General features: G+C 43.4%; 12 protein-coding genes. 6 read left to right on the forward strand and 6 right to left on the reverse strand.

Features of this window, described 5'->3' with window-relative positions:
* Window positions 1-1,431, forward strand: a complete 1,431-nt coding sequence (gene lepB, locus E3D81_RS01415) for a signal peptidase I (protein WP_099366727.1) — start codon at window positions 1-3, stop codon at window positions 1,429-1,431.
* A 230-nt stretch (window positions 1,432-1,661) separates the two neighbouring features.
* Here lepB and E3D81_RS01420 read toward each other — a convergent pair whose 3' ends face one another.
* On the reverse strand, window positions 1,662-2,381 hold the full coding sequence (locus E3D81_RS01420; protein ID WP_134776151.1) for a pyridoxine 5'-phosphate synthase: 720 nt from the start codon (window positions 2,379-2,381) through the stop codon (window positions 1,662-1,664).
* 95 nt (window positions 2,382-2,476) lie between these two features.
* Between E3D81_RS01420 and cdaA the strand changes: the two genes are divergently transcribed.
* The 3 genes from cdaA to E3D81_RS01435 all read left to right on the forward strand — a co-directional run bounded on the left by cdaA (window position 2,477) and on the right by E3D81_RS01435 (window position 7,210).
* Entirely contained in the window at window positions 2,477-3,271 is a 795-nt protein-coding gene (cdaA, locus tag E3D81_RS01425) for a diadenylate cyclase CdaA (protein ID WP_099367805.1), read from the forward strand.
* Window positions 3,272-3,375: 104 nt separating this feature from the next.
* Complete coding sequence (locus tag E3D81_RS01430; RefSeq protein ID WP_134776152.1) at window positions 3,376-4,281, forward strand: DUF1338 domain-containing protein; 906 nt, start codon at window positions 3,376-3,378, stop codon at window positions 4,279-4,281.
* Between the two features lie 7 nt (window positions 4,282-4,288).
* On the forward strand, window positions 4,289-7,210 hold the full coding sequence (locus E3D81_RS01435) for an FAD-binding and (Fe-S)-binding domain-containing protein (RefSeq protein ID WP_134778364.1): 2,922 nt from the start codon (window positions 4,289-4,291) through the stop codon (window positions 7,208-7,210).
* 169 nt (window positions 7,211-7,379) lie between these two features.
* Here the strand turns inward: E3D81_RS01435 and E3D81_RS01440 are convergent, their stop codons facing one another.
* The 5 genes from E3D81_RS01440 to E3D81_RS01460 form a co-directional block, all read right to left on the reverse strand.
* Window positions 7,380-8,228, reverse strand: a complete 849-nt coding sequence (locus E3D81_RS01440; protein ID WP_134776153.1) for a DUF2911 domain-containing protein — start codon at window positions 8,226-8,228, stop codon at window positions 7,380-7,382.
* A gap of 134 nt (window positions 8,229-8,362) precedes the next feature.
* Entirely contained in the window at window positions 8,363-9,628 is a 1,266-nt protein-coding gene (locus E3D81_RS01445) for a sugar MFS transporter (protein ID WP_134776154.1), read from the reverse strand.
* A 210-nt stretch (window positions 9,629-9,838) separates the two neighbouring features.
* Entirely contained in the window at window positions 9,839-10,267 is a 429-nt protein-coding gene (locus tag E3D81_RS01450) for a hotdog fold thioesterase (RefSeq protein WP_099367800.1), read from the reverse strand.
* On the reverse strand, window positions 10,254-10,790 hold the full coding sequence (locus tag E3D81_RS01455; RefSeq protein ID WP_099367799.1) for a DinB family protein: 537 nt from the start codon (window positions 10,788-10,790) through the stop codon (window positions 10,254-10,256). Before E3D81_RS01455 ends, E3D81_RS01450 begins: the two co-directional genes overlap by 14 nt.
* Window positions 10,771-11,991 (reverse strand): sensor histidine kinase, encoded by a 1,221-nt coding sequence (locus tag E3D81_RS01460; RefSeq protein WP_134776155.1) that lies wholly within the window; start codon window positions 11,989-11,991, stop codon window positions 10,771-10,773. Before E3D81_RS01460 ends, E3D81_RS01455 begins: the two co-directional genes overlap by 20 nt.
* Window positions 11,992-12,069: 78 nt before the next feature.
* Here E3D81_RS01460 and gltX point away from each other — a divergent pair, with 78 nt between their 5' ends.
* Window positions 12,070-13,590 carry a glutamate--tRNA ligase gene (gene gltX, locus E3D81_RS01465; protein WP_134776156.1) on the forward strand — a complete coding sequence of 507 codons (1,521 nt, stop codon included), beginning with the start codon at window positions 12,070-12,072 and terminating at the stop codon, window positions 13,588-13,590.
* Between the two features lie 24 nt (window positions 13,591-13,614).
* Window positions 13,615-14,499, forward strand: a complete 885-nt coding sequence (locus E3D81_RS01470; protein WP_134776157.1) for a sugar phosphate isomerase/epimerase family protein — start codon at window positions 13,615-13,617, stop codon at window positions 14,497-14,499.
* The last annotated feature ends 135 nt before the right edge of the window (window positions 14,500-14,634 follow it).

Below are 14,634 nucleotides of genomic sequence, written 5' to 3' on the forward strand. Positions count from 1 at the left end.
ATGTGGTATATATTCTTAGCCATTTTTGTTATTGGGTCTTTATACGGCCTATATCTGCTATATAGAAAAGCAGGAAAACAGGGATGGGAAGCTATTGTTCCTATTTATGGACAATACGTCATGGCGCAACTGGTCGGTAGACCTACCTGGTGGATCATCTGGTTATTTGTGCCAATCGTGAATGTGTTTATCTTTTACGATCTTTTCCTGAATTTTATTAAGGCTTTCGGTAAGAGAAGGTTTTGGGAAAATGCAGCGGCCGTTTTGGTGCCGTTCATTGTGCTACCGATGTGGGGCAGGGATCCGAATACCAAATATCTAGGTCAATCGACCACGGAAGAGTTCAAGAAAAAATACCCTTATAAGAAATCTACAGGTAGGGAATGGGCAGATGCGATCATTTTTGCTACGGTTGCTGCTACGTTGATCCGTGGATTCTTGATCGAAGCTTATATGATCCCTTCGGGATCTATGGAGAGAAGCCTATTGGTAGGGGATTTCTTGTTCGTGAGTAAATTGAATTATGGCCCACGTGTGCCGATGACGCCGATCGCTTTCCCTTTTGCGCATCATACCATGCCGATTACAGGTGGCAAGGCGTATTCGGAAGTGATCAAGGTTCCTTACAAACGACTTCCTGGTTTTCAGGAAATCAAGCGTAATGATGTGGTTGTTTTTAATTATCCGGAAGAAACGCATAGACCAATCGATAAAAGAGAGAATTATATCAAACGTTGTGTGGGCTTGCCGGGAGATGCCATCTCCATGGAAGATGCGACCTTGTTTGTGAATGGGGAGAAGGCCTATACTTCGCCTGAGTTTCAGACCAATTATATTATTCAGACGGATCCTAATGGGTTGGACTTGAATAGATTGGTGGAATTGCGGTTGGAATTGGATATGAATTATACCAATCCTGATCAAGGTTTGTATGTGATCCACATGACGAAAGAAGAGGCAGAGCAGGTGAGAACCTGGCCGCAGGTGAAACGTTTTGAGGAGTTGATCTATCCGAAGGGAACGACGGATGCGTTGAGTGATGCTTTCCCGCATTATCAGAATGGTCCGGTTTGGAACTATGATAATTTTGGCCCGATCACGGTGCCTAAGAAAGGGGCTTCTGTGAAGTTGGATAGTCTTTCAGCGCCGATTTATGAGAGGGTGATTACGGTGTATGAGGGGAATCAATTGGAGAAACGTGCAGATGGGTTTTATATTAATGGACAGAAATCGGATAGTTATACCTTTAAGATGGATTATTACTGGATGATGGGGGATAACCGCCATAATTCAGCTGATTCTAGGGGTTGGGGATTTGTGCCGGAGGATCATATTGTTGGAAAGGCGTTGTTTACTTGGATGAGCTGGGATAAGGATGGTTCTTTCTTGAGTAAGATTAGGTGGAATCGGATTTTTAAAGGGATAGAATAGGGGGGTAACGTCATTGCGAGGAACGAAGCAATCTTCCCGCATGTCATGCTGAGCGTAGTCGAAGCATCTGTTCGTTAGTAACCGTACAGATCCTTCGACTACGCTCAGGATGACAAAGACTACGGCCAGGATGACAAAGACTGCGCTCAGGATGACAAAGATTACGCTCAGGATGACAAAGTACAAAGATTGCTTCGTCGTGCCTCCTCGCAATGACGCAATGACGTAATTTACCCCTTCAATGCGGCCAAATACCTCTTTATCGTTTCTTCCAAGCCCAAATAAATCGCATCCGCGATCAAAGCATGTCCAATACTTACCTCCAACAGCTCCGGAATATGCTGATTAAAATACTCCAAATTATTCAAATCCAAATCATGCCCAGCATTTAATCCCAAACCTACTTCCCTCGCCTTCACTGCTGCCTTAAAATACGGCTCAATAGCCTTTTCCTTATCAAACCCAAACTCTGCCGCATAAGCTTCCGTATACAGCTCAATACGATCAGTTCCTGTCTCCGCCGCAGCCTCCACCATATCCTCCACCGGATCCACAAAAATAGAAACCCTAATCCCTTGATCCTTGAACATTTTCACCATCTCGATCAGGTAATCCTTATTCGCAATGGTATCCCAACCATGGTTCGACGTCAACTGGTTCAGCGCATCCGGCACCAAAGTCACCTGCGTAGGCTTGTTCGCCAATACCAGATCCACAAATTTTTGCTCCTGACAATTCCCTTCGATATTGAACTCGGTCTTGATATTCGCTTTCAAATCATACACATCCTGATAACGGATATGTCTTTCATCCGGGCGAGGATGTACAGTAATCCCTTCAGCACCAAAACGTTCACAGGCCAATGCTGCGGATAGTACATTTGGAACATTCCCACCACGAGAATTACGAAGGGTTGCAATCTTGTTGATATTGACGGATAGTTTAGTCATGATTTATCTGTTTTTACAAATTTAATGTTTTAGCATTCCTTTTACTAAGTAATAACGCTAAATCAATGGATAAATTTTTTTAAATTGCATAACATATGGATGGACTAGATTTCAACCTCTTAAGTGGCTTCAGGCTCAAGGATTTTATCGATATCATACTCGTAGCAATCATTATCTACTATATCTATAGTTTGATTAAGGGTACGATTGCGGTAAATATCCTGATAGGTGTTGGTCTGTTCTACGGAATCTACCTGGTCGTTAAGCAGATGGAAATGCGTTTGCTGACCGAAATATTCGGTGGTTTTATTTCCGTGGGATCCATCGCCTTGATTGTCGTCTTCCAGCAAGAAATACGGCGATTCCTGCTACATATCGGTAAGAACATTTCCCTCCGACGGAAAAAGTTCTTCTGGAATATTTTCGGTACGAAAAAGAGCAGCCATGCCGATAACTCCGAATATATCCGTCCGATCGTAGAAGCTTGCCAGAATATGTCGCGCGCAAAGACCGGTGCACTATTGGTCTTTTCCAGGTACTTCGACGAAGAATATTACCAGACCAGTGGAACGGTGATCGACGCTCCGATTTCCAAAAGACTCTTGGAATCCATTTTTTTTAAAAATTCCCCTTTACACGATGGTGCGGTTATTATCGTCGATTTCCGTATCATGACCGCGAGTTCGGTGCTTCCTTTATCAGACTCCGAAGACCTTCCGCCACAATTTGGATTGAGACATCGCGCAGCCATTGGGGTAACCGAGGTTTCGGAAGCCGTTGCCGTTATCGTATCTGAAGAAACAGGGGAGATTTCCTTTGCCAAGGATGGAAACATCAACATGAACCTTACTGCCGACGAGTTGGAGAAGATTCTTATGGAAGAATTATAATTCGCTGAATAATATTTTCATTATTTAATATTTTACTGAATAATTGTTTTTGTTTGTCAATTTTTCGATAACTTTATTCTAATTGTAAATTTAAAATTTTTGAGATGCATTTTGATGAAAATAAACCTGTTGATTTTGTTCTGAATGACCTGTTCGAACATTATCGCAAGAATGTCGCTGATGTCGATAAAATAACCAAAGCTCTTTTGGACCGTCAGGTTGTACAATCCCAAGATGATATAGTAAACGACCATATTGCTTTTAGAACATTGGGTGTTCCGCATCTGGGAATCCAATCCTTTGAAAAAATATTCCTGGCTTTTGGGTACACGAAGAAGGATTATTTCCATTTTGAGGGTAAGAAATTGAACGCCTATTGGTATGCGCCAGCGATTGAAGGCTATCCGAGAATCTTTGTTTCGGAACTTAGGGTGCATGAATTGAGTCAGGCTGCTCAGGATATCATCTATAAATACACCGCGCAGATTACCTCAGATCCGGTAGATGATCTGGACCTGAACAATGGTCCGGAGGTTGCTGCCTTTTTACAACAGCCACTTTGGGGGCTCCCAACTTCGGAAGAATATGAAACCTTATTGGCGGAAAGTGAATACGCCGCTTGGGTGATCTACAACAGGTATTACCTGAACCACTATACGATCAGTATCCATGAATTAAAGGATGGATACAATACCTTGGAAGAATTTAATGCTTTTCTGGAGAGTATCGGCGTGAAATTGAATACTTCCGGAGGGAAGATTAAGACCAGTGAAGACGGGTTGCTTCGTCAGAGCAGCACCGTTTCTGCCTTGTATGATGCAAAATTTGCGGACGATAAAACCATTCAGATCGCGGGTAGCTATGTGGAATTTGCGGAGCGAAGTGTTCTCCCTCAATTCAAGGATCTACCGAAGGAAGAGATCGAATCCAAGCACCGCAGGGATGGTTTTGAAACCAATAATGCGGATAAGATTTTCGAGAGTACCTATACCACACAAATAAAAGGATAAGGCCATGATGGAAGAGCAGCTGTCTTTGCTTGCTCAGCAGTTGGAGGGTGAGCTATTTTGGGATGAGAAGATGCGGGTGCTCTATGCTACCGACGCATCAGCTTATCGTGAAATGCCCTTGGCTGTTGCTTATCCGAAAAACAAAACGGATATCAAACAGCTGATCCGATTTGCCGAGGATCATAACACTTCTTTGATCCCAAGAACGGCGGGGACTTCCTTGGCGGGTCAGGTGGTAGGATCGGGTATTGTGGTGGATGTATCCCGTTATTTCACGGAGATCTTGGAGCTGAATACGGAAGAATCCTGGGTGAGGGTGCAGCCTGGCGTGATCCGGGATGAACTGAACCTTTTCTTAAAACCGCATAAATTATATTTTGGACCTGAGACCTCCACCGCCAACCGGGCGATGATAGGTGGTATGGTCGGCAATAACTCCTGCGGATCCAATTCCTTGATCTACGGAAGTGCAAGGGAGCATACGCTGGAGATCGAAGCCTTATTGAGTGATGGCTCGGAAGTGTGCTTTAAGGGGTTATCTTTTGATGAGTTTATCGAGAAGAGTAATCTTCCGACCTTAGAAGGAGCCTTATATGCGCAAATGAGGAGCATGTTGGGGAATTATGATAACCAGGAACAGATACGTTCCAACTTCCCTAAAGCTTCTATCCTGAGACGTAATACCGGTTATGCGGTCGATCTATTATTGGATTCCGATCCATTTGTGGCAGATGCCGAACCTTTTAATTTCTGTAAACTGATCTGTGGTTCGGAAGGAACCTTAGCCTTTATCACATCTATTAAAGTACATGTTGATCCATTGCCCGAGAATCCATCTGGGCTATTGTGTGTACACTTCCATTCCTTACAGGATGCCTTAAGGGGGAATCTTATTGCCCTGAAACATCGGCCCCTGGTGAGTGAATTGATGGATGCCTACATCCTGGAATGTACGAAGGGTAATCTGGAGCAGTTCCAGAACCGCTTTTTTGTGGAGGGCGATCCGGCGGCCATATTGATCGTGGAGTATGATGGAAAGGATGAGGCGGAGATTTTGCAAAAGGTGCTGGCAGTGGAAGCAGAAATGCGATTGAATGGATTGGGATATCATTTTCCATTGATCTTAGGAGCTGATAAAAAACGGGTATGGAACCTGAGAAAAGCGGGATTAGGTTTGCTGAGCAATGTGCCGGGCGATGAAAAGCCGGTGGCTGTGATCGAGGATACGGCTGTTGATGTGGAGGATCTTCCGGCTTATATTGAGGAGTTCAATAAGATATTGGAGAAATATGGCTTGTATGCAGTGCATTATGCGCATGCAGCTACCGGAGAACTGCATTTAAGACCCATCATCAACCTCAAAACGGAGGATGGCAATTCCTTGTTCAGAACGATAGCTTTAGAAATTGCGCATCTGGTGAAGAAATACCAAGGTTCGTTGAGTGGGGAACATGGTGATGGAAGGTTGCGTGGGGAGTTTATCCCTTTGATGATCGGAGATCATAATTACCAATTGTTGAAGGAGATCAAAAAGGCTTGGGATCCGCATGGGATCTTTAATCCGGGGAAGATTGTGGATACCCCATCCATGAACACTTTTCTGCGGCATGAACCCGGACAGCAGGATAGGAAAATAAAAACGGTGTTCCGTTATGGACCACAAACGATACAACAGCATGCCGAACAATGTAACGGTTCGGGAGACTGCAGGAAAACACATCTATCCGGGGGAACCATGTGTCCATCGTATATGGCGACCAAGGAAGAAAAGGATACCACCAGGGCAAGGGCGAATATGCTTCGCGAAATGTTGACCCATTCGACCAAGGCAAACCCCTTTGATCATCCGGAACTGAAGGAGGTAATGGATCTTTGTTTGAGCTGTAAGGCTTGCAAATCGGAATGTCCGAGCAGTGTGGATATGGCGAAATTGAAGGCTGAATTCCTACAGGCTTATTATGATACGAATGGGGTGCCATTAAGGGCGAGGATGGTTGGACATGTGGATACCTTGACCAAGTTTATGCAGCCCATAGCGGGGCTGTACAATGCGGTTGCCGGAAATGGCATTACCGGAAATCTGGTGAAGAAGATGGTGGGCTTTTCTTCGAAACGGCATATCCCTAAAATTGCTTCCAGGACATTGCGGTCTTGGTATGAGAAGAAGGATAAGGTATATACGGCGGGTTCGAGTCCCATCAAATCGGTTTATTTCTTTTTTGATGAGTTTACGAATTATAATGATGTGGAGATTGGGAAGAAGGCCATTCTGCTATTGGAAAGGCTGGGCTATCAGGTGTTGATGGTCCCGCATGCTTTTTCTGGTCGGGCATTGTTGTCGAAAGGTTTGTTGCGGGAGGCGAGGAAATTGGCGAATAGGAATGTGGAGGTTTTTCGGGGGAGATTGTCGGCAGAGGTGAAACTGGTTGCTGTGGAGCCATCGACGATTCTGACTTTTCGGGATGAGTATGTGGATTTGGTTGATGAGGAATTGATGGAAGATGCGGTAAGGATTGCGCCATTGGCCTTGACGATAGAAGAGTTTTTGTTGGAGGAGTTTTTGGCGGGGAATATTAGGCAGGAGCAGTTTACGGAAGAAAGCTCGGAGATTTTGCTGCATGGACATTGTCAGCAGAAGGCTTGGGGATTGTTGCCTATTGTGCAAGGGGTGTTGGGTATTCCGAAGAATTTTAAGGTGAAGAATATACCTTCAGGATGTTGTGGGATGGCTGGTTCTTTTGGCTATGAAAAGGAACATTATGAGGTGTCGATGAAGATCGGGGAGTTGGTGTTGTTTCCAGCAGTTCGGGAGAAGAAAGGAGGGGTGGTTGTTGCTGCGCCAGGGGCGAGCTGTAGGCATCAGATTATGGATGGAACTAAGGAATTGGCGCTGCATCCGGTGGAGATATTGTTTAAGGCGCTGAGGTGAATGTGTAATATTATTGTCATCCTGAGCGAAGTCGAAGGATCTGTTCGTTTGTAACCGTACAGATCCTTCGACTTCGCTCAGGATGACATGGCCCAATTCTTTTGACATGGTCCTATTCTTATGACAAGGCCCAATATTTCTGATGGCAGAGCCATCTCAAATCACCGCTCTACTTCTTCTGCGCAGCTTGCAAAGCTTGCGTATTCAACTTAATATACTCCGAGTTCTTATCTCTTTTCGCCATTTCCAAACCTTCCTGTGCAGCTTTAACCGCTCCAGCTTTATCACCAGCTTTCGCAAGAATCAACGATTTCCAATACTTAATATGAGGAGCTTTGGTATTCCCTTTATCCGCTTCTACCATCCATTCCGCAGCTTTCTTCACATCCACATTATGCGTAAAATAGTACTGCGCAGCTTGGAAATAAGGTTTCTTTTCGCCTTTCATCGCCGAATCAATGCTCGCTAAGATCTCCGCTTTCTGATCAACCTCAATCAAGAACGAAACCTTAGTATTTTCCCATGCCAATGAAGTTTTCATGTGCTGATCATTCACATCATCAAAACTAATCGTAAAGGACTCTACCTTATCTTTTAATTTGATAGGTTTTACTTTCACACGTAACACATCATCTGCCTTATCATAGGTATAAGCGCCCCATTGTTTGGCATTGCTGTTAAAGATAATGGTCCATTCTTTTTCCGTAGGGATAGTGAACATGGCATAGGTTCCTGCAGTTAAGGTCTGGCCTTCAATCTTCACTTCATCCTGAAAGGTAATATTGGTGGCATTGTTTGCTCCAGTACGCCAAATCTGATTATAAGGCACTAGATCACCAAATACTTTCCGGCCTTTGATATTAGGTCTTTGGTAGATGATACTTACCTGGCTAATTCCAAGATCCTGGATAATAAATTGCGTGCTACTTGCTGGAGGGAGTTTTATCTGTGCATCAGCATGTTGAGCATTGAATAATAGACCCGTTGCAAGCAATAGGGCGAATGCTAATTTTTTCATAATCATAAATGTTCTATTCTTCGAAGATACTAATACCTAATAAAAAAACAAACGGAGATAGGTTAATATCTCCGTTTGCTTTATGTCATTTTAATTAATAATAATGCTCGATTAATATAATTTCTCGATTAATATTAGTGCTTACGAACTTTGTGTCCAGCAATGGCATAGTATAAAATAAACAGGTAACAAGGCAATGCGATCCAATACGCTTGGTGCGAATTGGTGAAATGTGCCAATTGTCCGTAAAGTAATGGGATTACCGCTCCACCGGCGATACCCATAACCAAGATGCCGGAAGCGGCACTTGTAAATTTACCCACACCTTTCAACGCCAATGGCCAAATTGCCGGCCATACCAAGGAGTTGGCCAAACCTAATAAAGCAACCAAAGTAAGGGATACAATACCGTCAGTCATGACGATACCTACCGTAAGGATAATACCCAATATCGCACAAAGCTTTAATGCAGTCTCTTGAGAAAGATATTTAGGAATGGCTACAATACCGATCAAATAACCAACCACCATCGCACCCATGGTAAACGAGGTGAAGAATTTTGCGGTATCCAATGGAATACCCAAATAGGTTCCGTAGGCAATAATGGTATCACCAGCCAATACTTCCACGCCTACGTAAGCGAACAAAGCGATAAATCCTAACAATACGTGTGGGAAATCGAAGATACTCTGTTTTCCTTCGGTAATGTTATGATGAGCAGCATCTTCCTCCTCATCACCCGCTACTTCCGGTAAATTTGCTCTGGAAATCCAGAATGCCAATACCAAAAGAACAACAACGATACCGATATACGGGTTAACCACTTGTAGGGCGATTTTGTCCAAAGCTGCAGCCGATTCTTCAGGGCTCATGTTCGCTAAGGAATTTTTAACCTTATCGGCCTCGCTCAAGTTTAGGAATAAACCTAAAATGATTGGAGCTAATGCGCCTGCAAATTTATTACAGATACCCATGATACTGATACGGCGCGCCGCAGTTTCCACAGGACCAATAATGGTAATATAAGGATTGGAGGCTGTCTGAAGGATAGCAAGACCACCACCCATGATGAATAATCCGGTTAAAAATAACAGATAGGTACGGGAATATGCTGCTGGAATGAATAATAAAGCACCCACAGCCATAATTCCTAATGAAATAGCCATACCATTCTTAAATCCGAATTTGTTCAGTACCCAAGTAGAAACTGGAGCCATGACCAAATAAGCGATATAAAAAGCGAAGGTTACAAAGTAAGATTGAACTTCGGTAAGCTCACAGGCGATCCTTAAGTAGGGTATTAATAAGGAGTTTAGCCAGGTGGCAAATCCGAAAATAAAGAACAAGGAACCGATGATGATCATGGGTCCAAGGGTAGATTGATTTTGTTGGTTACTCATAAATTCGATTTATGGATTTAATAATTTTAGCTAACCACAAGGCTAATAAAATAAATTGGAAAAATAAAATGAAATTTAATAAGCAAACGATTGCGTTCTGATAAAATATGAAGAGACATCGAATGGGCGATGTCTCTTCAAAACCTAAACCGTATCATAAAACCAAAATGGTATTATTATCGGATGAACAAACAGACTGGCGGTTTGTTTTTAGATCGAAGGTTTTTTTATGACCGCAATGGTAAGCCTGGAAATGCATACCAATGCACCTCTTTCATTGTTGATTTTGATGTCCCACACATGGGTTGTTTTGCCGATATGCAATGGTTTGCAGATGGCTGTGACTTTACCTTTGGTCACTGGTCGGATGTGGTTGGCATTAATCTCCAAACCTACACCGGCATACACATTGGCATCAACGACCATATTGGAAGCAATGCTGCCTACCGATTCTGCCAGTACACAGGATGCTCCACCATGCAATAGGCCGTAAGGTTGTTTTACTTTTTCGTTGACCGGCATCTCGGCGATGATTTCATCATCGGAAATGGAGGTTGCCTTAATGTCCAAGAAGCCTGTCATGTTGATGGCGAACAGTTCATTCACCTCTTCCAAGCTGTATTCCCTATGCCAAATCATTGTTGATGTTCTGATCTTTAAGATAACGTGATTTTAAGATTAACACGTGGTGGTTCAAGTGGCCGGCGATAATGTACAGAAATGCGCGTACAGAAATCAATCGGTCTGAAGCCATCCCTTTTCTTGCCAATTCCGTTTCATCAAAGGAATTGAAAAGGTAGAGGTTTGCTTTGCGGAGGTGATAGAATTCCTGCGCAAGATCTTCCATTTTTCGTTCGTTATGGCGACCATTGGCAACAAACTCGTCCTGTTCAAAAGAAGCTAATGCGGTCATGTCATTCCGGCCAAACCTTAATGCACGATAGGTCATGATGCGTTCGGCATCGATGATGTGGTTCAATACTTCTTTGATGGACCATTTGTCTTCCGCATATTTATAGCTGCCCAGATCCTCGGGGATACTGGCTATAAATTCGGGAAAGGTGGTCAGTTGGTCGTTCAGATCATCATATACATCGCCTGTAACAGTTTCGATATAATCGTTGAAGATCGCTGGATACTCATCAGATTTGAGTGGGCTCATATCGTAGATTGCTTTTTAATACTATTCTAAAAGTGGTCCCTTTTCCTATTTCGGAGTCCTTCACAAAGATCTGACCTCGGTGGTAATACACCATCCGTTTCGTTAGACTTAAGCCCAAACCCCAACCGCGCTGCCTTGTGGTGAATCCAGGTAGGAAAATGGTTTCCCAGTTAGAGCGGGGAATGCCTTTCCCCGTATCGCTAATGTCTATAAAAATTTCCTCTTTTGCAATGTTTTCAGAAATGTTAACAGTAATCTTGCCCTCACCTTCGATGGCATTTACTGCATTTTTAAGTAGATTTTCAATGATCCAATCGAATACCTGCACATTGAGCTTGGCCTCCACATGTTGGTCCCCCGTGAGCTCAAAAGTTATCCTTTTACTGCTGCGGATCTTAAAGTAATTGACGTAATCTTCCACAATTCCATAAACCACATGGTTGGAAAGGGAAGGCGTAGAGCCTATTTTTGAAAATCGATCCGCCACGATCTCTAGCCGTTGCACATCCCGTTCCATTTCATTCAATAGCGTGTCGTCCTTCGGCTCATAGGTGACCCGAGCTAACTCGAGCCATCCCATCAGGGAAGAAATGGGGGTTCCCAATTGATGGGCCGCCTCCTTGGCCATTCCCACCCAGACCAAATTCTGTTCGGAATCTCTGATGGAATTGAATACGGTATAGGCTATGGCTAAAAAGAAAGCAATTAACGATAACTGGATATAAGGGAATATGCGGAGTTGTTTTAAGGCTTTGGAATCATGGTAGTAAACGAACCATTTTTCGTTCCTATCCAGCGATAGTTCAATGGCTGGATGTGCTTTTTTCATCTGGTTCAGTTGTTTTTCAAAATATACCGGATCATATTCCAAAGTGGATGTAGAATCTTCAATGGCCGTTTTGGTACTGTCTAAATCTCGCCAAAGGATAATCTTGTCGTTCTGGTCGGTAATAATGGCGGGCAAACTCAAACTGTCCCGAACTGCAAAGATGAAACTGATGAATTCATCATCCACATCGGGCATACTGACCACACTTTTGGTACTCATTGCCCAAACCTGCGCTTTGGTACGTTCGGATAGGGACAAATTCTTGACCAAATAATTACTGTACAGCAAGGAAGCTGCAGCGATCAATGCTGCAAAAATAAACAGCAAAAATTTCCACTGTTGTTTATTGTAACGATAAGGATGTTGCTTCATAGCCTAAAAAGTGATTCCAAAATAATCATTTTCCAATAGCTTCGAGAAAGAAATTTAGAAATGCTTAATTTTGCGGTTATGAGTTCACAAAAACAAGTAAGGGTGCGTTTTGCCCCAAGCCCAACAGGCGGATTACATTTAGGTGGTGTGCGCACTGCCTTGTTCAACTATTTATTTGCTAAGCATCATGGTGGAGAATTTATCCTTAGGATAGAGGATACCGATCAGACCCGTTTTGTTCCAGGTGCAGAGGAATATATTATGGAATGTTTGGCTTGGTGTGGATTGAATCCAGATGAAAGCCCCGTTAAGGAAGGGAAATTTGGTCCTTACCGTCAGAGTGAACGAAAGCCTTCTTATCGCCAATATGCAGAGCAATTGGTGGCAGCAGGTAAAGCATACTATGCTTTTGATACGCCAGAGGAGTTGGATCAGCAACGTCAATTGCAACCTAATTTCCGCTATTCGCACGAGAACAGGTTGGATTTGAGGAATTCCCTTAGTCTTTCTGATGAGGAAACGGCGAAGTTGTTGGCTGAAGGTGCTCCACATACCATCCGCATCAAAATGCCGGAAGATGAGCATGTATCTTTCGAGGATATGATCCGCGGGCGTGTAACTTTTGAGACCAAATTGGTGGATGATAAAGTATTGTTGAAAGCGGATGGCATGCCGACCTATCATTTGGCCGTCGTTGTTGATGACCATGCCATGGAAATATCCCATGTTTTCCGGGGTGAAGAATGGTTGCCTTCAGCACCTGTACATATTTTGCTTTGGGAATACCTAGGTTGGAAGGATGAGATGCCTGAATGGGCGCATTTACCATTAATCCTGAAACCAGATGGTAATGGTAAATTGAGTAAACGTGATGGTGATCGATTGGGATTCCCGGTTTATGCCATGAATTGGACAGATCCAAAAACTGGGGATCTAACTGTTGGATTCCGTGAGCGTGGGTTCCTTCCTGAAGCATTTGTGAACATGTTGGCTTTATTGGGATGGAACGATGGGACGGATCAGGAATTGTTCCACATGGAGGAATTGATTGAGAAATTCAGTGTGGATCGTATCAGTAAGGCTGGTGCCAAATTTGATTTTGAAAAGGCTAAATGGTACAACCAGGAGTGGATCAAACAGACTTCAAATGCCGATTTATTGCCTCAGGTAAATGCTGTTCTTAAGGAGCATGGGGTGGAAGCGGATGAGAATTTTACAAATAGTATTCTTGATTTGGTAAAAGAAAGGTTAATTTACATCGAAGATTTCTGGGAACAGGCTTCCTTCTTTTACCTAAAACCTGCCCAATACGATGTTGATGCAGTAAAACCGAAATGGAATGCAGATAAAACTGCTTTCTTCCAAGATGTGGCGAAGACTTTTGCTGAACAGGATACTTGGACCGCTGAGGCCTTGGAACCTTTGTTCAAAGATAAGATAGCCGCATCGGGAATGAAGATGGGCGAATTGATGATGCCATTTCGGATTATGTTGGTAGGAGGGAAATTTGGTCCTGATGTTTTCAAGATCACCGAACTATTGGGTAAAGAAGCGGTTTTGGATAGGATCCAAGCAGCTTTGCCTCAATTTGAAGGATAAATCCGAATCAAAATAAACTTATATATGAAAACTTTTAAACAACTCCTTTGGAGCTGTGTAGCTGCTACTGCTCTTTTTATTTCAGCTTGTGCTACATCGGGAAATGTAGTTCAAAATGGGAATAAGGCCAATTATCCGGAAGAAAAGTTGGGTTGGCATTTGGGCTCGCAAGCTTATACTTTTCGTTTATTTACGTTTGAAGAGGCGTTGAATAAGATTGATAGCGCAGGATTGCGTTATGTGGAAGCTTTTCCTGGACAGAAAATCGGCGCTGGGAGTACGGAGGCAATGACTTATGAGCTTTCCCAGGAGGGAAGAGCTTTGGTGAAGAAATTGTTGAAGGATAAAGGGATTACTGTGTGGGCTTACGGAGTTGTGGGTGCTAAAGATGAGGCAGAATGGGAGAAGGTTTTCCAGTTTGCAAAAGATTTAGGGATAAAAGTGATCAATAGTGAGCCTGGGGAAAAGCAATTGGATTTTCTTTCCAAGCTTTGTGATAAGTATGATATTAAGCTGGCGATCCATAACCACCCGGAACCTTCGCATTATTGGAATCCGGATGTTATTCTGAAAGCTATTGAGGGTAAGAGTGCAAAAATTGGTGCAGCTGCAGATGTGGGGCATTGGATGCGGTCGGGTTTGGATCCGATAGCGACTTTGAAGAAGTTGGAAGGCAAGATTTTTCATCTGCATTTTAAGGATTTGAATGAGTTTGGGAGTAAGAAGGCACATGATGTGCACTGGGGAACGGGTAAGCTGGGTATGGAGGCTGTCCAAGCTGAATTGAAGAGACAGGGTTTTAAAGGGATGATTTCTGCGGAGTATGAGTATAACTGGAAAAACAATATGAATGATGTGAAGGTGAGCGCGGAGAATTTCAGGAAAGCTGTAGGGTTATTGAGGAGATAGGTTTTTTTGGTAGCCTTTTGTCATTGGGATTATGCGTCCTTGCGGTTTTGCGTCATTGCGAGGAGGTACATTCTACGTCATTGCGAGGAGGTACGACGAAGCAATCTTTCGATTGTTGTCGTGATTCCGTTGAAT

It is taken from the genome of Sphingobacterium sp. CZ-2, from assembly GCF_004526235.1.
Lineage (GTDB): Bacteria > Bacteroidota > Bacteroidia > Sphingobacteriales > Sphingobacteriaceae > Sphingobacterium > Sphingobacterium tenebrionis.